This window comes from Roseobacter sp. N2S, assembly GCF_031454055.1.
Lineage (GTDB): Bacteria > Pseudomonadota > Alphaproteobacteria > Rhodobacterales > Rhodobacteraceae > Amylibacter.
Genome location: NZ_JAVDQB010000002.1, coordinates 211,435 through 232,654 on the forward strand (window position 1 = coordinate 211,435; position 21,220 = coordinate 232,654).

Below are 21,220 nucleotides of genomic sequence, written 5' to 3' on the forward strand. Positions count from 1 at the left end.
AATTACATGCGGAACACACCGAAGCGGGTGTCCTCAATTGGTTTGTCCAGACAGGCCCGCAGCGACAAAGCCAGCACATCGCGGGATTTGCGCGGGTCGATCACTCCGTCATCCCACAACCGCGCCGAGGCATAAAGCGGATGGCTTTGTACCTCGAACATATCAAGGGTCGGCTGTTTGAACGCCGCTTCTTCGTCCTGTGACCAGTCTTCGCCGCGCCGCTCCATTCCGTCCCGTTTCACCGTGGCCAGAACCCCTGCCGCCTGTTCTCCGCCCATCACGGAAATCCGGCTGTTGGGCCATGACCACATAAACCGCGGCGAATAGGCCCGCCCCGCCATGCCGTAATTGCCCGCCCCGAATGACCCGCCAACCACCATGGTGATTTTGGGAACAGACGTGGTCGCCACGGCTGTCACCAGCTTGGCCCCGTGGCGTGCGATGCCTTCGGCCTCGGCCTTTTTACCGACCATAAAGCCTGTGATATTTTGCAAAAAGATCAGCGGCACTTTGCGTTGGGAACAGAGTTCCACAAAATGCGCGCCTTTTTGTGCACTTTCGGAAAACAGAATGCCATTGTTGGCGATAATACCACAGGGCATGCCCTCGATATGGGCGAAACCACAGATCAGTGTGGTGCCAAAACGGGCTTTGAATTCATCAAACACCGATCCATCCACAACCCGCGCAATCACGTCGCGGATGTCATAAGGGGTTTTAAGGTCGGCTGGCACCACATCAAGGACCGAAGCTGGATCAAATGCTGGGGCTTTGGGCGCGCGTTCAGCCAGCACTGCTTTTACTGGCGGGGCAAGCCCTGCCACGGCTTGACGGGCCAGCGCCAGCGCATGGGCATCATCATCAGCCAGATAATCCGCAACACCGGACAGACGGGTGTGCACATCACCACCGCCCAATTCCTCGGCACTGATCACCTCGCCTGTGGCGGCCTTTACCAATGGCGGTCCCGCCAGAAAGATCGTGCCTTGTTCTTTGACGATGATCGACACATCGGACATGGCTGGCACATAGGCCCCCCCCGCCGTGCAAGACCCCATCACCACGGCGATCTGGGCGATGCCTTTGGCGCTCATCTGTGCTTGATTGAAAAATATCCGGCCGAAATGGTCGCGGTCAGGGAAAACCTCGTCCTGATTGGGCAGGTTCGCGCCGCCACTGTCCACCAGATAGACGCAGGGCAGATGGTTCTGTTCGGCTATTTCCTGCGCGCGCAGGTGCTTTTTCACCGTCATCGGATAATAAGTGCCGCCTTTTACGGTGGCATCATTACAGACCACCATGACTTGGCGGCCATGAACCTGACCCACCCCCGCAATCAGCCCCGCGCATGGGGCAGCGCCATCATACATGTTATGGGCCGCAGTTGCGCCGATTTCCAGAAACGGCGATCCCGCGTCCAGCAGGTTGGCAACCCGGTCCCGCGGCAACATTTTGCCCCGTGACACATGGCGTTCACGGCTTTTGTCACCGCCCCCTAGGGCTGCGGCTTGTGCCGCCTGTGCGATGGTCTCTAGCAAGGCCAGATGGGTTTCTTTGGCATCCATTAGTCAGTTTCCTCGTTCTTTTCCGGAGGTGGCAACAAGTTACGCGCCATCATCCAGCGCAGTGAATAAGCATAGCGGGCGGCACGGGCGACATCGGTTTGAAAACTGGCGTTGACCGTGGCCCCGACAACACCGCCGACCACTGGCACCACCTGCCCCATTTTGCGCCCCACAAGGGACACACCCAACTGGCGGGCAATGCGGTCAACCACCTTGCTGCCCACCCAATCAAGCGAGCTGTCAACAGCCTGACGCAGCACTGGATCAGACAGGGTTTTGGCGGCTTTGTTCATGCGGTTCAACGTGGCCTCGCGGTTTTCAGAGGCACCGGAACTGGCAACTTCCAGCACCATCAGACGAAAAGCCCGCTCATCAGCACCATCCCCGTCAAACCCATAGGCAGCCCCCGTGGCCCGCACAGTACGTGCCGCCAGAACCAGCGTAGCGGGCACATCTACAGCCAGCCCCGCAGCCCCCCAAACACCTGCCGCAAAACCGGAAGAAGCATTCAGTCCCTGCGCCCAAGCCTGCACCTTACGGGCGGCGGCGTCACAATCGTCCAGAACCTCAAAATCATGGGAAATCACTGGCAAAGTATAAGACGCCGATGCATCAGATGCATCAATCGCCATGCGTACCCATTCAGGTTTCACAAACCTACCCACCATCGGGCCGAACAGTGACGTAGCCCATTCCGTGCCCCGCCCCAACCGCGTCGGGCGACGGGATTCGTAATCGCGCTGACGGGCGATCACCCGATCAAGCGAGGCTTGCATGGATTTGGCGGAAAGTGGTTTATCTGCCATCTGCAACTACTCTTTCAAGGTGCAATAGGGCGACGTGGAATCGCCCTGCAAGCAGCTGTCAAATTCTGTGGCCAGCCCCGCAAATTCGCTGATTTCACAGCCAAGCATCGCCGCATCGGCGCTGATGTCTGCTTTGGCCTGCGCTACGGCACTACATTTATTGCCCACAAAGCCGAACCACTGGCCCAGAAGTTCACTTAACTGGCCTGATCCCTCTGGTGTCAGTCGGGCATTTAAGACTTCCGTTTTGGCATCCAGATGCCCGCGCCAGTCGGTCTTTTGAACTTGCAGGCAGGCCAGATGGGGCGCTGACCCCACCGCGTCTTGTGCGCAGGGTTCAAATAGCGCCCCACGGCATTGATCCCAAGTGGTTTGCGCGCCCATAGTAGAAAGACAAGCGACCGCCTGATCCTGTACAGAACCTTGAGCAGCCGCACCGCCCCCCTGTATAACCGTCAAAGCGGTCACTGCTATGATTGCGCGCGCACGCATTATGCGTCTTGCAACTTCATCAGTTCACGGCCACACAACATGCGACGGATTTCTGATGTGCCTGCACCGATTTCCATCAGCTTGGCATCGCGCATGATCCGGCTAAGCGGGCTGTCGTTCAGGAACCCTGCCCCGCCCATAGCCTGCACACCCTGAACGGCAACCTCCATCGCCTTTTCCGACGCATACAGAACACAGGCGGCTGCGTCCTGACGGGTCACTTGCCCCCGATCACAAGCCGAGGCCACCGCATAGACATAAGCCCGCGCCGAGTTCATCGCCGCGTAAATATCCGCAATCTTGCCCTGCATCAGTTGAAAACTGCCAATGGGCTGGCCGAATTGTTTGCGTTCCACCATATAGGGCATGATGTGATCCAGCACCGCATGCATGGTGCCAACACCGATGCCAGACAGAACCACCCGTTCATAATCAAGGCCGGACATCAGCACATTCACGCCTTTGCCTTCTTCGCCCAGAACGTTTTCGAAGGGGACTTCTACATCGTCAAACACCAGTTCAGCAGTGTTTGATCCACGCATACCCAGTTTGTCAAAATGGGCGCTGGTGGAAAAACCCTTCATCTCTTTTTCGATGATAAAGGCGGTCATGCCTTTTGGCCCTGCTTCGGGGTCGGTTTTGGCGTAAACCACCAGAGTATTGGCGTCAGGGCCGTTGGTGATCCAGTATTTGGTCCCGTTCAGCGTGTAGTAACCATTCTTCTTTTCCGCCTTCAGCTTCATGGAGACAACGTCAGAACCAGCGCTAGCCTCGGACATGGCCAAGGCACCGACATTTTCGCCGGAAATCAGTTTTGGCAGGTATTTGTGTTTCTGTTCCTCGGTCCCGTTCAGGTGGATCTGGTTCACACACAGATTGGAATGGGCGCCGTAAGACAAAGACACACTCGCCGAGGCCCGTGCGATTTCTTCAACCGCAATCGTATGGGCCAGATAACCCATATCGACACCGCCGTATTCTTCTTTGACCGAAATGCCCAGCAATCCCAGATCGCCCATTTCACGCCAGAGTTCATTAGGGAAAGCGTTGGTCTTGTCGATTTCAGCGGCCATTGGCGCAACCCGCTCTTGTGCCCAACGATGGACCATATCGCGCAGGGCTTCGATTTCCTCGCCACAGGCGAAATTCATTGAAGAGGTGAACATGCGGGCTCCCAGAAGATTAATTGAACAGTTGTTCACATAATAGGAGCGGGATTTGCGTTTGTCTAGTCAGAATAGAATGACTTGAAATGCCCGTTCTGGGGGACGGGGCGGAATTGGATATTTGACCCAAAAAGAGGCTGGGGTTCGGGTAAGGAGTATTTAGCGAGTGCGGGGTTAGCCTGCCTGAAACAGCAGGCTGACCTCCTCGCGAATGATCCGAGCCAGCAGATCGCAATCGTCTAGGGAAAAGGTTAGCGGCAGCCGCATATCCATCAACCCTGCAAGGATTCTATCGGTTTGTGGCAAGTTTTGCGCGGTCACATATTGCCAACTGTCATGGCGCGAGGTGAAGCCGACGGGCTGATCCGCGCCAAACCATTTTAATTCAACACCACGCTTGGCCGTGCGCTGCTGGAGGGCGGACATTTGTGCAGCGGTAAAATCAGGGCATAAAAACTGAAAGGATGACATGACATAGGATTCAGCGTCAGGGCGTTCGATCAGTTGCAGGCCCGGTGTGTGACGCAAGCCTTGTTCAATCCGTTGATAGCGCGCGTTCCATGCAGCGCATTGGGTGTTCAGATTGCGCAATTGCGGGCGTAATATAGCTGCGCGTAGGTTGTCCATGCGGCCTGAACAATTGGGGGTTTCCAGTTTGATACTGTCAAACACCGACGCATCTGGCCCTGCCGAGTGGCGCTCAAACAGCATGTAACTGCCCGATAACATGATGGCTTTTGCCGCCAGTTCAGCATCATCGGTGACCAGTAATCCGCCCTCGCCCGAGTTGAGGTGTTTGAAGGTTTGTGTGGAATAACAACCCGCAATTCCGTGGCGACCGCTGGGGGTGCCGTTCCATGCGGCCCCCATGGTGTGGGCGCAATCCTCGATCACTTTGACGCCAGCAACATCACAAATGGCCATCAGCGCATCCATGTCGACGATATGGCCGCGCATATGGCTGAGCATCAGGAATTTCGCACCGCTAGAGGCAATTTTGGCCTTCAGATCAGACAGATCCATCACCAGTTGCTCCGTGACCTCTACAAAGACAGGGGTGCAGCCTGCGTTGGCAATTGCCCCTGGCACCGGGGCCAGTGTAAAGCCGTTTGTCAGGACCGTATCGCCTTGTGATGCCCCGGCCGCCCGCAGCGCCGCCGCCAGCGCATAACCGCCAGAGGCCACCGCGAGGCAGTATTTTGCCCCTGTAAACGCAGCAAATTCCTGTTCCAACAGGGCGGTTTCACCCAACTCTCCTTCAGCTAGGTTATAGCGGTGCAAACGCCCGTGCCGCATGACTGCAATTGCGGCTTGGATCGACTCCTCGGGCAGGGATTCTTGTTGGGTGAAATTTCCAGTGAAGTTTTGCGTCATGGCTGTGGACCTTTTCCTGTGATCGCAACCAACAGGATCACCACGCAAAGATCAATGGCGCGGGTCTTGATGTGATACATTTCAAAGCTGGCTTCGGGATATGTGAAAACGGATTGCTACCGGATCAGTTGATCCGCCAGATCGGGCAGGTTGTCATAGTGATCCAGCAGCGCCTCTGGCTGCATGTCTGACACCGCCTGCCCCGTTGGCCCAAATGTGACCAAGACGCTGGGAACATTGGCATTTCGTGCAGCAGACCGGTCGTTATCCGTATCCCCGATCAGCGCGGATCGCCCCAGATCGCCGCCCACACGGCGAATGGTTTCCCACAGATGTTCAGGATCAGGTTTGCGCACGGGCAATGTATCTGCCCCCAGCAAGGCGGCAAACATGTCGCGCACGCCAAGCTGGCCCATCAGAGTTTCGGCCAGACCTTCGGGTTTGTTGGTGCAGATGCCAAGCAGATAACCGCGCCGTTTCAATTCTTCGAGCGCGGGCACAACATTGGGATAAAGCCGCGTGTGCACTGCGATATGATCGGCGTAATACCCCAGCAGCACGGGATATTGCGCATCCACCATCGGTTCATTCCAGTCAACCCCAAGCCGTGAAAACCCCAGCCGCAGCATGGCGCGCCCACCGTGAAAGGCCGTCAATGCATCTGTATTTGCATCCAAAGGCGTGCCCTGCCCCATGGCATCAAAACAGGCATTAGCCGCCGCGATTAAATCCGCGCTGGTATCCGCCAACGTGCCATCAAGATCAAAAATTACCGACTTCATAACATCCCCTTTTCCGCCCACATGCCACAGCTTGTAACGCATTGAAAGTTTTCTTGAGCCGTGCCCCCTTTTTGTGCAGGTTTATTTAGGCTAGGTGACACAGAACAATAAATTCAGCAGGGGGCAAAATGCCTGTAGCAGTGGTAATTCTGGCGGCCGGACAAGGCAGCCGCATGAAATCGGACCTTCCCAAAGTTTTGCACAAAGTGGCCCATGCCCCCTTGCTGGTACACGCTATGCGGGCCGCACAGTCGATTGATGCGGAACGTATTGTTGTGGTCACGGGGCATGGCGGTGAACAGGTGGCTGAAGCCGCGCGGGATTATGCCGCTGAAACTTTGTTGGTGTCACAGGACGAACAACTCGGCACTGCCCATGCGGTGCAACAAGCCGCAGAAGTTCTGGCAGATTTCGACGGGGATGTGGCGGTGCTTTACGGGGATACGCCGTTTATCCGCGAAGAAACCTTACAAAATATGATGGACGCGAGAGCCAAAGGCGCTGGCGTGGTGGTTCTGGGATTTGAAGCAGCCGATGCTGGACGCTACGGGCGGTTGGTACTGGACGCGGATGGCGGCTTGCAAAAGATTGTTGAAGCCAAAGACGCGACACCTGAAGAAATGGCTATAACGCTTTGTAATTCCGGCGTAATCTGCGCTGATCGTGCAGTGCTGTTTGACCTGATTGCAGCGGTGGAAAACACCAATGCCAGCGGTGAATATTACCTGACCGATGTGGTTGGACTGGCCCGCGCCCGCGATCTGCCCTGCGCGGCCATCACCTGCCCCGAAGCGGAAACAATGGGAGTGAATTCTCGCGTTGATCTGGCCGCCGCCGAAGCCACTTTTCAGGCCCAAGCGCAGTCAGAGGCGTTGGAAAACGGCACCACCCTATCAGCCCCCGAAACCGTGTTTTTCGCCTATGACACCTATGTGGGCCGCGATGTGATTATCGAACAGAACGTGGTTTTCGGCCCCGAAGTGACCATCGAAAGCGGCGCTTTGATCCGGGCGTTTTCCCACCTTGAAGGCTGCCACGTCAGCCAGCAAGCGATCATCGGCCCCTATGCGCGCCTGCGCCCCGGTGCGGAAATCGGCAATGGTGCCCGTGTGGGGAATTTTGTTGAAGTAAAAGCCGCAATCGTTGGTGAAGGCGCCAAAATCAACCACCTGTCTTATGTGGGCGATGCAGAAATCGGCGATGACGCTAATATCGGCGCGGGCACGATCACTTGCAACTATGACGGCGTGTTCAAACATCAAACGGTGATCGGGGCGCGGGCCTTTATCGGGTCAAACACCGCCCTTGTTGCCCCTGTGCGGGTTGGGGATGATGCAATGACGGCCTCGGGGTCAGTTGTCACATCCGATATCCCCGATGCGGACCTGGGGATTGCCCGTGCGAAACAGGTGAATAAAGCGGGTTTGGCCCTGCGGTTGATGAATAAATTACGTGCGGCCAAGGCTGCGCAAAACAAGGACGAATAAGATGTGTGGAATTGTTGGCATCCTTGGCAATCACGAAGCAGCCCCTATTCTGGTGGATGGCCTGCGGCGTCTGGAATATCGCGGCTATGACAGTGCGGGGATCGCCACGGTCCATAACGGCAAGCTGGATCGCCGCCGCGCTGTGGGCAAGCTGGTGAACCTGTCCGATCTGCTGGTGCATGAGCCGATCCGCGGCAAGGCTGGCATTGGCCACACCCGTTGGGCCACCCACGGTGCGCCGAATGTGCAGAACGCCCACCCCCACCAAGCGGGCGATGTGGCTGTGGTTCACAACGGAATCATTGAGAACTTTCGCGAATTGCGCGCTGAACTGTCCGCGCAGGGCGTCACTTTTGAAACCCAGACTGATACAGAAACGGTTGTTAAACTGTGCGAAACGCTTTTGAAACAAGGCATTGCCCCGATTGAGGCTGCCCGCCAGACAGTCGCCCGTCTGGACGGCGCTTATGCTTTGTGCTTCCTGTTTGACGGTCACGAAGACCTGCTGGTGGCCGCACGCAAGGGGTCTCCGCTGGCGATTGGTCATGGGGACGGGGAAATGTTTGTGGGCTCTGACGCGCTGGCGCTGGCCCCGATGACCCATAAAGTCACCTATCTGGAAGAAGGCGACTTTGCGGTTGTGACCCGTCAGGGCGTAGAAATCACCGATGCCTCTGGCGCGCTGGCCAACCGCGAAATGCGCGAAATTTCCCATGGGGCGATCAGTGCCGACAAAGGTATTTACAAACACTTTATGGCCAAAGAAATCGCCGAGCAGCCTTCAGTTCTGGCAGAGGCGGTGAAACATTACGTGGCGCGGGATGGCAAATCCATCCGTCTGCCCGACGCCGATCTGGATTTTTCAAAGATTGAGAAAATCACTATGGTGGCCTGTGGGACCGCCTATCTGGCCTGTAATGTGGCCAAATACTGGTTCGAACAAATTGCCCGCCTGCCCGTAGAATTGGATGTAGCGTCCGAATTCCGCTACCGCGAACCGCCATTAAGCGCAAATTCGTTTGCATTATTCGTCAGCCAATCCGGTGAAACCGCTGATACTTTGGCTGCCCTGCGGTATTGCAGCGAAAATGTAGATAAAACTGTCGCTATCGTGAATGTGGCGGAAAGTTCGATTTCACGCGAGTCGGATATTTCCCTGCCAATTATGGCTGGTGTTGAAATCGGCGTTGCCTCGACCAAAGCCTTCACCTGTCAGCTAACGGTTCTGGCCGCACTTGCCATTCAGGCGGCACGGCAACGGGGCAAAATTGATGCGTCGCAAGAGGCTGAATTGGTCACGGCCCTGTATGGTTTACCGGGGATTTTGAACCTTGCGTTGGAACAGGAAACCACCATCAAAGCCACCTGTGCGCAGCTGGTTCATTCCCGCGACGCGCTGTTTTTGGGGCGCGGATCAATGTTCCCACTCGCCCTTGAAGGTGCGTTAAAACTCAAAGAAATCAGCTATATACACGCCGAAGGTTATGCAAGTGGAGAGTTAAAACACGGCCCCATCGCATTGGTTGATGAAAACATGCCGGTGGTGGTTCTGGCACCACGGGACGATCTGTTCGACAAGACAGTTTCCAACATGCAAGAGGTCATGGCGCGGGGTGGTAAGATCATCCTTGTCACCGACGCCCAAGGCGCGAAAGAAGCAGGTGAAGGCACCTGGCAGACCATCATAATGCCCACTGTACACCCCATGTTTGCCCCCATCGTTTACGCGGTTCCCGCCCAATTGCTGGCCTATCACACGGCAGTTTACAAAGGCACCGATGTAGATCAGCCGCGCAATCTGGCTAAGTCGGTGACAGTCGAATGACCCCACAACAGGCACTTGCCCAACTCGAAGCCTTAGCGGAACCGGTCAAAGCGGCTGAAATGGCCGCTTATCACAAACGGGAGCGTCCCTATCTGGGTGTTTCAAACCCGCAAATAGACGTTTTGTACAAAGAGTGGCGCAAGGAAACAGACATCCCGCAACGAATTGAAATCGCGGCCTTTCTTTGGGATAGCAACATCCATGAGGCCCGTATTGCCGCTGCAAAACTGCTGACGCAGGCGCGGATCAATCCCGATGATGCGGTCTGGGATGAAATCTGCCGCTGGGTGCCCCAGTTTGACGCTTGGGCCATCGCGGATCACGCCTGTGGTGCGGGCGCGCGGCGGTTATTTTTGAACGCAAAGCGGCTGGATCAGGTGGAAAGCTGGACGGAAGATGAAAATTTCTGGGTGCGCCGTGCGGCCTTGGTCATCACCTTACCTTGGACAAAATCCACCCACCCCAAGCCCGCAGAACTGGCCCAACGGGAACGAATCCTTAGCTGGGCTGGCGAATATGTGGCTGATTCTGAATGGTTTATCCAAAAATCCGTCAGTTGGTGGCTGCGTAGTCTGTCCAAACACGACCCGGACAGGGTTCGCCATTTTCTGGAAACCTTTGGTCCGGCAATGAAACCGTTTGCCCGTAAGGATGCTGCCGTTTACCTGTAGCGGCACGCGCCCCCTATCAACCACCCATGAAAAAGCCGATGCAATCTGCATCGGCTTTAATGTTTTTTAAGATTTATCGGCGATCAATCGTCGCGATGAACTTTTTCTTTGCGTTCGTGACGTTCCTGCGCCTCTAGCGATAAGGTGGCGATTGGGCGCGCGTCCAGACGTTTGAGCGAGATAGGCTCGCCTGTGTCTTCGCAATACCCGTAGGAGCCGTCTTCGATGCGCCGTAAAGCACTGTCAATTTTTGCAACCAGCTTGCGTTGGCGATCCCGTGTGCGCAGTTCCAACGCACGATCCGTTTCTTCGGATGCGCGATCAGCCACATCGGGAATGTTCCGCGCGCCTTCCTGCATACCTTCGATAGTTTCTTTGCTGTCTGACAACAGATCCGACTTCCATGCCTTCAATTTGCGACGGAAATACTCTGTTTGACGCTCGTTCATAAACGGCTCGCTATCAGCCGGACGATAGTCGGCAGCAAGAATGACTTCGGCTTTCATTCTTTTCTCCCTTGATAATTCATTATGTAATGCCATGACGCTCTCACCCAACGTTTGCGCCTCCAATATCCGAGTCGTAACGTATTGTCACCCCACTTCCTTCTCGTCTTGCAGCATTGTGAAGGGGGCATTAGATTGCGCCTAAGCTATCAGGGAAAATCAGAAAAATGAAGTTTGAAGGTACGCAACAGTATGTTTCCACCGATGATCTAACCGTCGCGGTCAATGCCGCCATCGCGTTAGAGCGCCCTTTGCTGGTCAAAGGCGAACCGGGGACCGGCAAAACAGAACTGGCCCTGCAAGTGGCCGCGTCACTGGGTTTGCCGCTGTTGGAATGGAACATCAAATCCACCACAAAAGCCCAACAAGGCCTGTATGAATACGATGCCGTCAGCCGCTTGCGTGACAGCCAGTTAGGTGATGAACGTGTTCACGATGTTAAAAATTACATCAAAAAAGGTAAGCTCTGGCAGGCTTTTGAAGCCGAAGACCGCCTTGTGTTGTTGATCGACGAAATTGACAAAGCCGACATCGAATTCCCCAACGATCTGTTGCAGGAATTGGATAAGATGGAATTTTACGTCTATGAAACAGGCGAAACCATCAAGGCAAAACAACGCCCGATTGTGATCATCACGTCAAACAACGAAAAAGAACTGCCTGACGCCTTTCTGCGCCGTTGTTTCTTTCACTACATCCGATTCCCTGAAACTGAAACATTGAAACAAATCGTCGATGTTCACTTCCCAGGCATCAAACCCGCCCTTGTGGCCGAGGCATTGACCCAATTCTACGACATCCGTGAAACGCCGGGCCTTAAGAAAAAACCCAGCACATCCGAGGTTCTGGACTGGCTGAAACTGCTGCTGGTCGAAGACCTTGACCCTGCGGATATGAAACGGGATGGCAAAGATGCCCTACCCAAACTGCACGGCGCACTGTTGAAAAACGAACAGGACGTCCACCTGTTTGAACGTCTTGCCTTTATGGCGCGGGGCAACCGATGACCGCCATCGTTCGTTATGTCACCGCCGCGGATGAACCTGTCTGGCGCGAACTTTGGGCCGATTATCTGGCGTTTTACGAAACCACCCGGGAAGAAGACGTCTATGCCGAAAGTTGGCGGCGCATTCTGGACCCTGACGTAGGCATGTTCGCCATGGTTGCCGAAACACCTGAAAACGGCGTGGTTGGAATTGTGAACTTTCTGTACCACACGTCATTTTGGGAAAAAGAAAACCGCATCTATCTGAACGACCTTTACGTGCGCCCTGAAATTCGCGGAACAGGTGCGGGAAAAGCCATGATCGACGCGGTTGAAACCCACGCAAAACAGCACAATTGTTCCCAAGTCTGGTGGATGACCGCCAATGACAATGCTGTGGCGCGCAAACTTTATGACGGCGTTGCCAAACTGGCCCCCTTTGTGAAGTATCAGATCATATGATGGGATGGCGCGGCGTAGCTTTGGGTTTGACAACATCGGTTTTGGTGGCCTGTTCGGGCCCCAACTCTACAGCCGTTACCAAGCGATCCGACCCCACGGCTGCCTTTCCCGCCATGAAGGTCTTCACCACGCCGCCCAATGACGCAGGGGTGGCGCGGTCTAACGTGGATATTTTCCAAGAGTTTCTGGACCTGACCTTTGCGCTGGAAAGCGGTCAGGATCTGGCGCGACTGTCCCGTTTTGAAGGCCCGATTGCTGTGGCTTTGGTGAATGCCCCCAACCAAGTGGTCGGGCGGGATTTGGACAAACTAATCGAACGCCTACGCACCGAGGCCAACCTGCCAATCAGCCGCGTTTCAACAGCGACAGCGGCAAATATCGTGATTGAAATGGTGCCTAAAAAACAGCTGTACCGTGCAGCGCCCAGTGCAGCCTGCATCGTGGTGCCCCGCATGGGCAGTTGGGCCGAATTCCGCAAAAACCGCTTTAACCGCCGTGCCGATTGGACATCCCTTGACGTGCGCAGTCGTGCGGCCGTTTTCATGCCGATGGATATTTCACCCCAAGACGCCCGCGATTGTCTGCACGAAGAATTGGCACAGGCAATCGGGCCGCTGAATGATCTGTATCGTCTGCCTGATTCCGTTTATAACGACGATAATTTCCACATCGTTTTGACGCCCTATGATATGATGATCCTGCGTGCCATGTATGCGCCGGAATTGCATTCTGGCATGGCAAAACACGAAGTCGCCGCCGTGTTGCCACGCATTCTGGCCCGTGTGAACCCCCAAGGCGCGGGGCTTGCGCCCAAGCGTTTGCAGGAAACGCCCGGACCTTGGGTCAAACAAATCGAAACCGCCCTTGGGCCACGCGCCCCCACGGCCACGCGGATCGCCGCGGCAGATAAAGCGGTTCGAATTGCCCAACGGGCGGGGATCACCGACCACCGATTGGGATTCAGCTATTACGCGCGGGCGCGGGTGAATGCGGGGGAAAACGGCGCCGAGGCTGCAGGGGATTACGCCCGCGCCTATGCCAATTTCGCCCAGAATTTCGGCCCTTATGACATTCACACCGCGCAAGCAGGCTTGCAAATGGCCTCGCTTGCTATGTCTGCTGGCGAATTCCGTCAGGCGTTGTTGTTCATCGAAAATGGCCTTGTGGCGGCGAAAACCGCCCAGAACGGCCGTTTGATGTTCAGCTTGCTGGCAATGAAATCCGAAATATATAAAATCGGTGGGCGCATTCCCGAAGCCAATGCCCTGCGCAAAGAAGCTATCGCTTGGGGCCAATACGGCATCCACCCCGCCAGCGAAATCAACAAACGGCTAGAGATCATCGCAAAGCTCCCGCCCCGTTTGCCGCAAAAAGAAAGTTAACAAATGTTCACAATACCAGCGTTTTTAATCGGTGCGATTGTCGGTTGGTTCCGCGCCAGAAAGTTCGGCGGAAAATTGGCTGACAAGATCCAATATGCAGCGATCCACGGAATTTTCTTCTTTTTGGTGGCCCTGATTGCAACGGTTCTGGCCGACTGGCAGGGTTGGGTCTAGATGTTTCTGCGTTTCTTTGAAGCCCTTCGCGCCGCCAAAATCCCAGTGTCCCTGCGGGAGTATCTGTCTTTTCTGGAAGCCATGAAATCCGGTCTGGTTCTATACGACGTTGAGGGGTTTTATTTTCTGGCCCGCGCCACGATGGTCAAGGATGAACGCAACCTTGATAAGTTCGATCTGGTGTTCGCCGATGTGTTCAAAGGCATGGAAAATCTGTCTGTCGGGGATATCCTGAACGCAGTTGATGTGCCGGACGACTGGCTGACCAAACTGGCAGAAAAGCATCTTACCCCTGAAGAAATGAAAGAAATCCAAAGCCTTGGCGGTTTTGACAAGTTGATGGAGACCCTGAAAGAGCGTCTTGCTGAACAGGAAAAGCGGCATCAGGGTGGCAATAAATGGATTGGTACGGCGGGCACCTCGCCTTTTGGGGCTTACGGCTATAACCCCGAAGGGGTGCGCATCGGGCAAAACGAAAGCCGCCATAAAAAGGCGGCCAAGGTCTGGGATAAGCGGGATTTCAAGAACCTCGACGACAGTGTGGAATTGGGCACGCGCAACATCAAAGTCGCGCTGAAACGACTGCGCAAATGGGCCCGCGCGGGGGCGGATGATGAACTGGATCTGAACGGCACCATTCGCGCCACTGCCGAACATGGCTATCTGGATGTGATCACCCGCCCCGAGCGGCGCAACGCTGTGAAAGTGCTGTTGTTTCTGGATGTTGGCGGGTCAATGGACAGCTATATCAAGCTGATCGAAGAGTTGTTTTCTGCGGCCAAGACCGAATTCAAACACATGGAATATTTCTACTTTCACAACTGCCTTTACGAAGGAGTGTGGAAAGACAACAAACGCCGCTGGACCGAGCAAACTTCGACCCATGAAGTTTTACGCACCTACGGGTCCGACTATAAATGCATCTTCGTGGGCGACGCCGCCATGAGCCCCTATGAAATCGTCTATAAAGGCGGGGCGAATGAACATTGGAACGAAGAACCGGGCCAGGTCTGGCTGGAACGCGCCCAAGAACAGTGGCCGGGGTCTGTCTGGATCAACCCTGTGAAGGAACAATACTGGCAATACACCCATTCAACGGTTCTGATGCAGGAAATCTTCAAAAACCGCATGTATCCGATGACCCTGAAAGGGATTGAGGCCGCGATGAAAGAACTGGGGCGCTAGGCCCTGCCCTGATCCGCTACACAGTTTGGTGAATTGACAGGCCACATCCTCTGCAGGCAGGTTTGGCGTATGAAACTCCTGTTCACCAAAGCCCTGTACACAGTCGTTTTATGCGCAATGCCCCATTTGGCGATGGCCGAATGCCCTGCATTTGTTGCGCAAACAGAACCGCGCCAATCGCTGCTAGAAAACCTGGCCCGGTCCACAAACCAAGCGCAAGGGCGGGACGCCGCAAATGCGCTGTGGCAGTACTGGCACAAAGCCCCCGATGAAACTGCCCAGGAATTGTTGAACGCAGGCGTCACCGCAATTCGCTACGGCGATTACCTAAGGGCCGAAGACGTTTTATCCCGTCTTGTCACCTATTGCCCGACATACAGTGAGGGCTACAACCAACTGGCCTTTGCCTATTTCCTGCAACGGCGGGACGCCCCGTCCTTAGACTTGTTGGAAAAAACCCTCGCCTTGGAACCAGCCCATTTCGGAGCACTTTCCGGCATCGGCCTGATCCATATCCGCGCCGGTAAACCCGCGCTTGGCCAGATATTCCTGCGCCGCGCGGTGGCTATTAACCCTTGGTTGAACGAACGTAGTCTGTTGGAACAATCCGTCGAAGGCGGCATGAATAATAACGAGTTGTGAGCTTCCAGCAAAAAGAGCATGTGCGGATTTAATCTTGTCAAACAGTATGGCAAGGCTGTTAATGTGTTAACGACACAAAGCAGACACAGGTGCAGAATGTCTACGGCCCCAAAGTTTGAAATTGATCCTGTTGCATTTAAGGCAGACCCTTATCCCACGCTCGCTGAATTGCGCAAAAACGGTGGAATACATTTTGTGCCTCAACTGGGCGCGACCCTGTTTACCAAACGTGCGGACATTTTCACCTGCGAAAAGAATATTGCGGTGTTTTCCAGCGTCCAGCCCGAAGGATTGATGAACAAACTGATGGGCCTGAATATGATGCGCAAGGACGGGCCCGAGCATGCGGCCGAGCGTAAGGCCACCTTCCCAGCCCTTAGCCCGCGCACGGTGATGGACGCTTGGCTTCCCGAATTCCAAGCCGCCGCTGATGCGTTGCTAGACCAGCTTGAACCGATAGGCCAAGCGGATCTGGTGCGTGATTATGCACTGCCCCTGTCTGGTGCGGCGCTTGGCGTGATCACCGGGCTGACCAATATGACCCCGCAGGAAATGGATCGCACCAGTCAGGGCATGATCGACGGCATCGCCAATTACGCAAATGACCCCGCGGTCGAATCCCATTGCCATGACTGCACTGCCAGCATTGACCGTCACATCGACGCGATGAAACCTGTACTACAGGCATCCCCGAACAAAAGCCTGCTGTCGGTACAGATGCAGGCAGGTCTGTCCGACGCCACCACCCGCGCCAATGTGAAACTGGCTATTTCAGGTGGGCAAAACGAGCCTCGCGATGCCATTGCAGGGGCTGCTTGGGCTTTGCTGTCCCATCCTGATCAGTTGGCCATGGTGCAAAACGGAGATACCGATTGGCGCGCCGCATTTGAAGAATACGCCCGCTGGATTTCACCTATTGGCATGTCGCCGCGCCGCATTGCCGAAGCATTTGATTATAATGGAGTAAACTTCGCCCCAGAAGACCGCGTCTTTTTCATGTTCGGGTCCGCCAACCGCGACGAAACGGTGTTTGATGCCCCCGAAGATTTCGACATTACCCGCAACACCAGCCCCGCCATCGCCTTTGGAGCAGGCCCGCATTTCTGCGCAGGCGCTGCCGCAAGCCGCGTACTGATCGCACAGGTCGCCCTGCCCCGCCTGTTTGCGCGCCTGAAAAACCTGCGCGTCACCCATCCCCCTGTTTTCACCGGTTGGGCTTTTCGCGGACCATTGCACCTGAACTGTCGCTGGGACTAGATTTACCCAAAGTTTACCCCCATATCCTAACCTATGCTGAAACTGACCCCAATCCTTTTGGCCGTGCTTTACGGTCTTATCTATTACCGGTTTTCCGTGTGGCGCACGCAGGCGGAACTGGATGAAAAATCGACCGAGTTGGCCGACCCAAAGTTGCGCAAATTATGCACCCAAATGGCAGATGTGCTCGATCTGGCGCAGGTGAAAGTGCATATCTACGAAATTGAACCGGTAAATGGACTGGCCGCACCGGACGGGCGGATTTTTATCACCCGCGGTTTTTACCAAAAATACCGCGATGGTGACGTCAGTGCCGAAGAAATTGCCAGCGTTATCGCCCATGAACTCGGCCATGTGGCGCTGGGGCATTCGCGGCGGCGGATGATTGATTTTTCAGGACAAAACGCCATTCGCGTGGCTCTGGGAATGATTTTGGGGCGGATTATTCCCGGAATTGGAGTCTGGATTGCGGGGATGCTGTCAGGCCTGTTGGCTGCGCGCCTATCGCGTCAGGACGAGTATGAGGCTGACGCCTATGCCGCCGCGCTGTTAACCAAGTCTGGAATTGGTGCTGGCCCGCAAAAATCCCTGCTTTCAAAACTAGAGACTCTTGCAGGCAGCAATGGCCAACCCTTTGCATGGTTGCTAAGCCACCCGAAAACCGCCGAACGTATTGCCGCCATTGAAAAACTAGAATCCCGCTGGCAATAATCCGACCCTCTGTTTACCCCGCGTTTACGATCTGCCTGTTAAGGTTCTGGCAATCAGACCTTGAAAGGCAGGGTGAATGTTGAATCGGATCTATTACGAAAGCCGGATCACCGGACGATTTGGGCCACTGGCATTGTTGGCGCTGCAAAAAAGATGTGTTCGGCGCAACCTCGAAGCCAATATCACCAGCTTTATGTTTTTTGACAAAACCCGTATCTTTCAGGTGCTTGAAGGGGATGCAGCGGCCATTGATGCCACAATGAAACGTATTGTGGACAATAAGATGCACAGCGACGTGAAAATTCGCGCCATTATGCGCTGCCCCGAACGCCAGTTCGCCCATTGGCCTTTTGGTGCCACCACCGTGCATGACGCTGATTTCAAACGGGTAATGAATGCCAGTCAGCAAAACGATTTCTTTGCGCTTGATGTATTACAGGCCGAACGGTTCCTGGGAATCATAGCCTCCCGCAAACGTCGCGCGGTTCGAATGGACGAATTCACCGCGAAGTCTCGTAATTTCTGCTCGCCTAAAAAATCCAGTAAGTTTTTTTCCAAGCCAGATAAGGGCACCATTCAAAATAAGGGATTGGTTCACATCCCGGGTATGCTCCGCTCCCAATCTGCAGACGCATAAATTAAGGTCTTTTGCCTCGGTGGAAACACATGGGGGATCCGTCGGAAATGGTATCAAACGCCCGTTGGACAGCGCTGCAGCTTTTTTGCCTTTTCATAGCCAAAAAACTGCGTATAAAGACAGCATGAACACGCACAAGCATATCCCCACACACGCCACCTCTTCAGGTGCGATTGCTGCTGCGCTTCTACTACTTAGCCGCCTCTGAGCGTGTCGGGGTCCGGCGCGTGCGCTCAGGGGAGTGAAATTCGCGCTGGAATGAACCCCAAAAGCTAGGTAAATCAAAGAGATCCAGAACATGACCAATACAGCCAAACAAGACCGCGTCTTGATTTTTGACACAACCCTGCGTGACGGAGAGCAATCCCCCGGCGCGACTATGAGCCATGACGAGAAACTGGAAATCGCCCAGTTGCTTGATGAAATGGGTGTGGACATTATCGAGGCGGGCTTTCCGATTGCCAGTGAAGGTGATTTTAATGCCGTCAGCGAAATCGCGGCACGGTCCAAAAATGCGGTAATCTGCGGGCTCGCCCGTGCCGATCTGCGCGACATTGACCGCTGCTGGGAGGCGGTAAAACACGCCAGACAGCCACGGATTCACACGTTTATTGGCACTTCGCCGCTGCACCGCGCGATCCCGAACCTGACCCAAGACGAAATGGTTGAACGGATTCACCAAACCGTAACCCATGCACGCAACCTGTGTGACAACGTGCAATGGTCCCCGATGGATGCCACCCGCACCGAGGAAGATTACCTGTGTCGTGTGGTCGAAGTTGCGATCAAGGCAGGTGCGACCACCATCAACATTCCCGATACTGTTGGCTACACCGCACCGCGCGAGAGTGCGCAGTTGATCCAGACCTTGCTGGAAAAAGTACCCGGCGCCGATGAAATTATCTTTGCCACCCATTGCCACAATGACCTTGGCATGGCGACCGCCAACTCGCTCGCCGCGGTAGAGGCTGGCGCCCGTCAGGTGGAATGCACCATCAACGGGCTGGGGGAACGGGCCGGCAACACAGCCTTGGAAGAAGTCGTGATGGCGCTGAAGGTGCGCAATGACATCATGCCATATCGCACCGATATCGACACCACCAAGATCATGAACATCAGCCGCCGTGTGGCGACTGTTTCAGGATTTCAGGTGCAATATAACAAAGCCATCGTCGGCAAAAACGCCTTCGCCCATGAAAGCGGCATCCATCAGGACGGTATGTTGAAGAATGCCGAAACCTTCGAAATCATGCGCCCCGAAGACGTGGGTCTGTCTGAAACAAACATCGTGATGGGCAAACATTCAGGCCGCGCCGCGCTGCGCTCCAAGTTGAAAGACCTCGGGTATGAACTGGGCGACAATCAGTTGAAAGACGTGTTTGTCCGCTTCAAAGCGCTGGCTGATCGTAAAAAGGAAATCTACGACGACGACCTTTTGGCGCTGATGAATGATGAGGGTACAAATGCCGCCAACGACCGGATTCAAGTGAAATCTTTGCGGGTAGTCTGTGGCACTGAAGGCCCGCAAGAGGCCGCTTTGACCCTGTCGATTGACGGCACCGATCACAGTGTCACCGCGACAGGTGACGGACCGGTTGATGCTTCCTTTAACGCGGTAAAAGCACTGTTCCCCCACAGTGCCACATTGCAATTGTACAACGTGCATGCCGTCACCGAAGGCACCGATGCGCAGGCAACTGTTTCCGTGCGAATGGAGGAAGCGGGCAAAATCGTTGTGGGTCAATCCGCGGATACAGACACAGTTGTGGCCAGCGCCAAAGCCTATGTTAACGCGCTGAACAAGCTGTTGGTCCGGCGCGAAAAAACGGCACCTGCTGCGACCAGCTGATTCTGTTACAGACAACGGGTGGAAATTAATTTTCTGCCCGTTGTTCGATATGTGCAAGTAATTAGTGAAAGAACGGCCCTGTGCCCCCCTTTCTTGGCGCGATAACGCCTATTTATTTTTGCCCCCACCTTTACCCTTTGCCTGCAAGGTCGCTATAACACGAGCTTCTGAACCGTGTATTCAGACGGTTCCAATTCGTGCAAGCAAAAGGCGGCAGCGCATGTTCGGAAAAATCAAAGGTCTCTTTTCTGTAGATATGGCAATCGACTTGGGCACAGCCAACACGCTGGTCTATGTCAAAGGCAAAGGGATCGTTTTGAATGAACCTTCTGTGGTCGCCTATCATATAAAAGACGGTGTCAAACGTGTGCTTGCGGTCGGCGAAGATGCCAAGCTGATGCTGGGCCGTACCCCCGGTTCGATCGAGGCAATCCGCCCGATGCGCGACGGTGTGATTGCCGATTTTGATGTTGCCGAAGAAATGATCAAACACTTTATTCGCAAGGTACACAAACGCTCTACCTTGACCAAACCGCGGGTCATTGTTTGCGTTCCTTTCGGGGCGACTCCGGTAGAAAAACGGGCCATTCGCCAGTCGGTTCTGTCCGCTGGGGCACGCAAGGCAGGGTTGATCGCCGAACCCATCGCTGCGGCCATTGGCGCTGGCATGCCGATCACCGATCCTACAGGCAGCATGGTTGTGGACATCGGCGGCGGTACGACCGAAGTTGCGGTTCTGTCGCTGGGCGACATTGTTTATGCCCGCTCGGTTCGCGTTGGCGGGGATCGCATGGATGAGGCGATTATTTCCTATTTGCGCCGGCAGCAGAACCTGTTGATCGGTGAAAGCACCGCCGAGCGGATCAAAACGACTATTGGCACAGCGCGGATGCCCGAAGACGGCCGTGGCACGTCGCTTGAAATTCGCGGGCGAGATCTGCTGAACGGTGTGCCAAAGGAAATCGAAATTACTCAGGCCCAAGTGGCCGAGGCCTTGGCCGAACCCGTGCAGCAAATCTGCGAAGCGGTAATGACGGCGCTGGAAAGTACACCGCCTGATCTGGCCGCAGATATTGTGGATCGCGGCGTAATGCTGACAGGTGGCGGCGCGCTGCTGGGTGAACTTGATCTGGCACTGCGGGAACAAACAGGTCTGGCGATTTCCGTAGCCGATGAAAGCCTGAATTGCGTTGCTCTTGGCACAGGCAAATCGCTGGAATATGAAAAACAACTTCTTCATGTTATTGATTTCGACAGCTAAA

At 55.0% G+C, this 21,220-nt stretch carries 21 protein-coding genes; 14 read left to right on the forward strand and 7 right to left on the reverse strand.

What is annotated here, in order from left to right; all coding sequences use genetic code 11:
* Positions 1–2: 2 nt before the first annotated feature.
* The 6 genes from GGE09_RS06990 to GGE09_RS07015 form a co-directional block, all read right to left on the reverse strand.
* Positions 3–1,565, reverse strand: coding sequence for a carboxyl transferase domain-containing protein (locus GGE09_RS06990; protein WP_309745283.1), 1,563 nt, complete (start codon positions 1,563–1,565; stop codon positions 3–5).
* A complete protein-coding gene (locus GGE09_RS06995) occupies positions 1,565–2,371 on the reverse strand; it encodes an EcsC family protein (RefSeq protein WP_309745285.1) in 807 nt (268 codons plus the stop codon). The genes GGE09_RS06990 and GGE09_RS06995 overlap by 1 nt, the downstream gene beginning before the upstream one ends.
* A gap of 6 nt (positions 2,372–2,377) precedes the next feature.
* Positions 2,378–2,863, reverse strand: coding sequence for a hypothetical protein (locus GGE09_RS07000; protein ID WP_309745287.1), 486 nt, complete (start codon positions 2,861–2,863; stop codon positions 2,378–2,380).
* Entirely contained in the window at positions 2,863–4,029 is a 1,167-nt protein-coding gene (locus GGE09_RS07005; RefSeq protein ID WP_309745289.1) for an isovaleryl-CoA dehydrogenase, read from the reverse strand. Before GGE09_RS07005 ends, GGE09_RS07000 begins: the two co-directional genes overlap by 1 nt.
* Before the next feature lie 174 nt (positions 4,030–4,203).
* Positions 4,204–5,403, reverse strand: a complete 1,200-nt coding sequence (locus GGE09_RS07010; protein ID WP_309745291.1) for a DegT/DnrJ/EryC1/StrS family aminotransferase — start codon at positions 5,401–5,403, stop codon at positions 4,204–4,206.
* A gap of 116 nt (positions 5,404–5,519) precedes the next feature.
* On the reverse strand, positions 5,520–6,185 hold the full coding sequence (locus GGE09_RS07015) for an HAD hydrolase-like protein (RefSeq protein WP_309745293.1): 666 nt from the start codon (positions 6,183–6,185) through the stop codon (positions 5,520–5,522).
* 128 nt (positions 6,186–6,313) lie between these two features.
* Here GGE09_RS07015 and glmU point away from each other — a divergent pair, with 128 nt between their 5' ends.
* From glmU to GGE09_RS07030, 3 genes are read left to right on the forward strand one after another with little or no spacing between them, the layout of a single operon-like run.
* Complete coding sequence (glmU, locus tag GGE09_RS07020; protein WP_309745295.1) at positions 6,314–7,672, forward strand: bifunctional UDP-N-acetylglucosamine diphosphorylase/glucosamine-1-phosphate N-acetyltransferase GlmU; 1,359 nt, start codon at positions 6,314–6,316, stop codon at positions 7,670–7,672.
* A 1-nt stretch (position 7,673) separates the two neighbouring features.
* On the forward strand, positions 7,674–9,497 hold the full coding sequence (gene glmS / locus GGE09_RS07025; protein ID WP_309745297.1) for a glutamine--fructose-6-phosphate transaminase (isomerizing): 1,824 nt from the start codon (positions 7,674–7,676) through the stop codon (positions 9,495–9,497).
* On the forward strand, positions 9,494–10,168 hold the full coding sequence (locus tag GGE09_RS07030; RefSeq protein WP_309745299.1) for a DNA alkylation repair protein: 675 nt from the start codon (positions 9,494–9,496) through the stop codon (positions 10,166–10,168). Before glmS ends, GGE09_RS07030 begins: the two co-directional genes overlap by 4 nt.
* Positions 10,169–10,251: 83 nt before the next feature.
* Here the strand turns inward: GGE09_RS07030 and dksA are convergent, their stop codons facing one another.
* Complete coding sequence (dksA, locus tag GGE09_RS07035) at positions 10,252–10,674, reverse strand: RNA polymerase-binding protein DksA (protein ID WP_309745301.1); 423 nt, start codon at positions 10,672–10,674, stop codon at positions 10,252–10,254.
* Positions 10,675–10,841: 167 nt separating this feature from the next.
* On the opposite strand from dksA, the gene GGE09_RS07040 reads away from it, so the two are divergent.
* The 11 genes from GGE09_RS07040 to GGE09_RS07090 all read left to right on the forward strand — a co-directional run bounded on the left by GGE09_RS07040 (position 10,842) and on the right by GGE09_RS07090 (position 21,219).
* On the forward strand, positions 10,842–11,681 hold the full coding sequence (locus GGE09_RS07040; RefSeq protein WP_309745303.1) for a MoxR family ATPase: 840 nt from the start codon (positions 10,842–10,844) through the stop codon (positions 11,679–11,681).
* Positions 11,678–12,121: a GNAT family N-acetyltransferase gene (locus GGE09_RS07045; protein WP_309745305.1), complete on the forward strand. Its 444-nt coding sequence runs from the start codon at positions 11,678–11,680 to the stop codon at positions 12,119–12,121. Before GGE09_RS07040 ends, GGE09_RS07045 begins: the two co-directional genes overlap by 4 nt.
* The gene (locus tag GGE09_RS07050; protein WP_309745307.1) at positions 12,118–13,503 is read left to right on the forward strand and encodes a DUF2927 domain-containing protein; all 1,386 of its coding nucleotides are present in this window, start codon (positions 12,118–12,120) and stop codon (positions 13,501–13,503) included. Before GGE09_RS07045 ends, GGE09_RS07050 begins: the two co-directional genes overlap by 4 nt.
* Positions 13,504–13,506: 3 nt before the next feature.
* Positions 13,507–13,677: a hypothetical protein gene (locus tag GGE09_RS07055; protein WP_309745309.1), complete on the forward strand. Its 171-nt coding sequence runs from the start codon at positions 13,507–13,509 to the stop codon at positions 13,675–13,677.
* The gene (locus GGE09_RS07060; protein WP_309745310.1) at positions 13,678–14,862 is read left to right on the forward strand and encodes a VWA domain-containing protein; all 1,185 of its coding nucleotides are present in this window, start codon (positions 13,678–13,680) and stop codon (positions 14,860–14,862) included.
* Between the two features lie 69 nt (positions 14,863–14,931).
* Positions 14,932–15,504 carry a hypothetical protein gene (locus GGE09_RS07065; protein ID WP_309745311.1) on the forward strand — a complete coding sequence of 191 codons (573 nt, stop codon included), beginning with the start codon at positions 14,932–14,934 and terminating at the stop codon, positions 15,502–15,504.
* 96 nt (positions 15,505–15,600) lie between these two features.
* On the forward strand, positions 15,601–16,761 hold the full coding sequence (locus GGE09_RS07070; RefSeq protein ID WP_309745313.1) for a cytochrome P450: 1,161 nt from the start codon (positions 15,601–15,603) through the stop codon (positions 16,759–16,761).
* A gap of 33 nt (positions 16,762–16,794) precedes the next feature.
* Positions 16,795–17,472, forward strand: coding sequence for a M48 family metalloprotease (locus GGE09_RS07075; RefSeq protein ID WP_309745315.1), 678 nt, complete (start codon positions 16,795–16,797; stop codon positions 17,470–17,472).
* Positions 17,473–17,548: 76 nt separating this feature from the next.
* Positions 17,549–18,109, forward strand: coding sequence for a BLUF domain-containing protein (locus GGE09_RS07080; RefSeq protein WP_309745317.1), 561 nt, complete (start codon positions 17,549–17,551; stop codon positions 18,107–18,109).
* Between the two features lie 298 nt (positions 18,110–18,407).
* On the forward strand, positions 18,408–19,958 hold the full coding sequence (locus GGE09_RS07085; RefSeq protein ID WP_309745319.1) for a 2-isopropylmalate synthase: 1,551 nt from the start codon (positions 18,408–18,410) through the stop codon (positions 19,956–19,958).
* Positions 19,959–20,178: 220 nt separating this feature from the next.
* Positions 20,179–21,219 carry a rod shape-determining protein gene (locus GGE09_RS07090; RefSeq protein ID WP_309745321.1) on the forward strand — a complete coding sequence of 347 codons (1,041 nt, stop codon included), beginning with the start codon at positions 20,179–20,181 and terminating at the stop codon, positions 21,217–21,219.
* Position 21,220 lies beyond the last annotated feature (1 nt).

What these genes read in the sequence shown, in the direction of transcription:
- GGE09_RS06990 (WP_309745283.1), bottom strand. Translation starts at nt 1,565, where the DNA reads ATGGATGCCAAAGAAACCCATCTGGCCTTGCTAGAGACCATCGCACAG.
- GGE09_RS06995 (WP_309745285.1), bottom strand. Translation starts at nt 2,371, where the DNA reads ATGGCAGATAAACCACTTTCCGCCAAATCCATGCAAGCCTCGCTTGAT.
- GGE09_RS07000 (WP_309745287.1), bottom strand. Translation starts at nt 2,863, where the DNA reads ATGCGTGCGCGCGCAATCATAGCAGTGACCGCTTTGACGGTTATACAG.
- GGE09_RS07005 (WP_309745289.1), bottom strand. Translation starts at nt 4,029, where the DNA reads ATGTTCACCTCTTCAATGAATTTCGCCTGTGGCGAGGAAATCGAAGCC.
- GGE09_RS07010 (WP_309745291.1), bottom strand. Translation starts at nt 5,403, where the DNA reads ATGACGCAAAACTTCACTGGAAATTTCACCCAACAAGAATCCCTGCCC.
- GGE09_RS07015 (WP_309745293.1), bottom strand. Translation starts at nt 6,185, where the DNA reads ATGAAGTCGGTAATTTTTGATCTTGATGGCACGTTGGCGGATACCAGC.
- glmU (WP_309745295.1), top strand. Translation starts at nt 6,314, where the DNA reads ATGCCTGTAGCAGTGGTAATTCTGGCGGCCGGACAAGGCAGCCGCATG.
- glmS (WP_309745297.1), top strand. Translation starts at nt 7,674, where the DNA reads ATGTGTGGAATTGTTGGCATCCTTGGCAATCACGAAGCAGCCCCTATT.
- GGE09_RS07030 (WP_309745299.1), top strand. Translation starts at nt 9,494, where the DNA reads ATGACCCCACAACAGGCACTTGCCCAACTCGAAGCCTTAGCGGAACCG.
- dksA (WP_309745301.1), bottom strand. Translation starts at nt 10,674, where the DNA reads ATGAAAGCCGAAGTCATTCTTGCTGCCGACTATCGTCCGGCTGATAGC.
- GGE09_RS07040 (WP_309745303.1), top strand. Translation starts at nt 10,842, where the DNA reads ATGAAGTTTGAAGGTACGCAACAGTATGTTTCCACCGATGATCTAACC.
- GGE09_RS07045 (WP_309745305.1), top strand. Translation starts at nt 11,678, where the DNA reads ATGACCGCCATCGTTCGTTATGTCACCGCCGCGGATGAACCTGTCTGG.
- GGE09_RS07050 (WP_309745307.1), top strand. Translation starts at nt 12,118, where the DNA reads ATGATGGGATGGCGCGGCGTAGCTTTGGGTTTGACAACATCGGTTTTG.
- GGE09_RS07055 (WP_309745309.1), top strand. Translation starts at nt 13,507, where the DNA reads ATGTTCACAATACCAGCGTTTTTAATCGGTGCGATTGTCGGTTGGTTC.
- GGE09_RS07060 (WP_309745310.1), top strand. Translation starts at nt 13,678, where the DNA reads ATGTTTCTGCGTTTCTTTGAAGCCCTTCGCGCCGCCAAAATCCCAGTG.
- GGE09_RS07065 (WP_309745311.1), top strand. Translation starts at nt 14,932, where the DNA reads ATGAAACTCCTGTTCACCAAAGCCCTGTACACAGTCGTTTTATGCGCA.
- GGE09_RS07070 (WP_309745313.1), top strand. Translation starts at nt 15,601, where the DNA reads ATGTCTACGGCCCCAAAGTTTGAAATTGATCCTGTTGCATTTAAGGCA.
- GGE09_RS07075 (WP_309745315.1), top strand. Translation starts at nt 16,795, where the DNA reads ATGCTGAAACTGACCCCAATCCTTTTGGCCGTGCTTTACGGTCTTATC.
- GGE09_RS07080 (WP_309745317.1), top strand. Translation starts at nt 17,549, where the DNA reads ATGTTGAATCGGATCTATTACGAAAGCCGGATCACCGGACGATTTGGG.
- GGE09_RS07085 (WP_309745319.1), top strand. Translation starts at nt 18,408, where the DNA reads ATGACCAATACAGCCAAACAAGACCGCGTCTTGATTTTTGACACAACC.
- GGE09_RS07090 (WP_309745321.1), top strand. Translation starts at nt 20,179, where the DNA reads ATGTTCGGAAAAATCAAAGGTCTCTTTTCTGTAGATATGGCAATCGAC.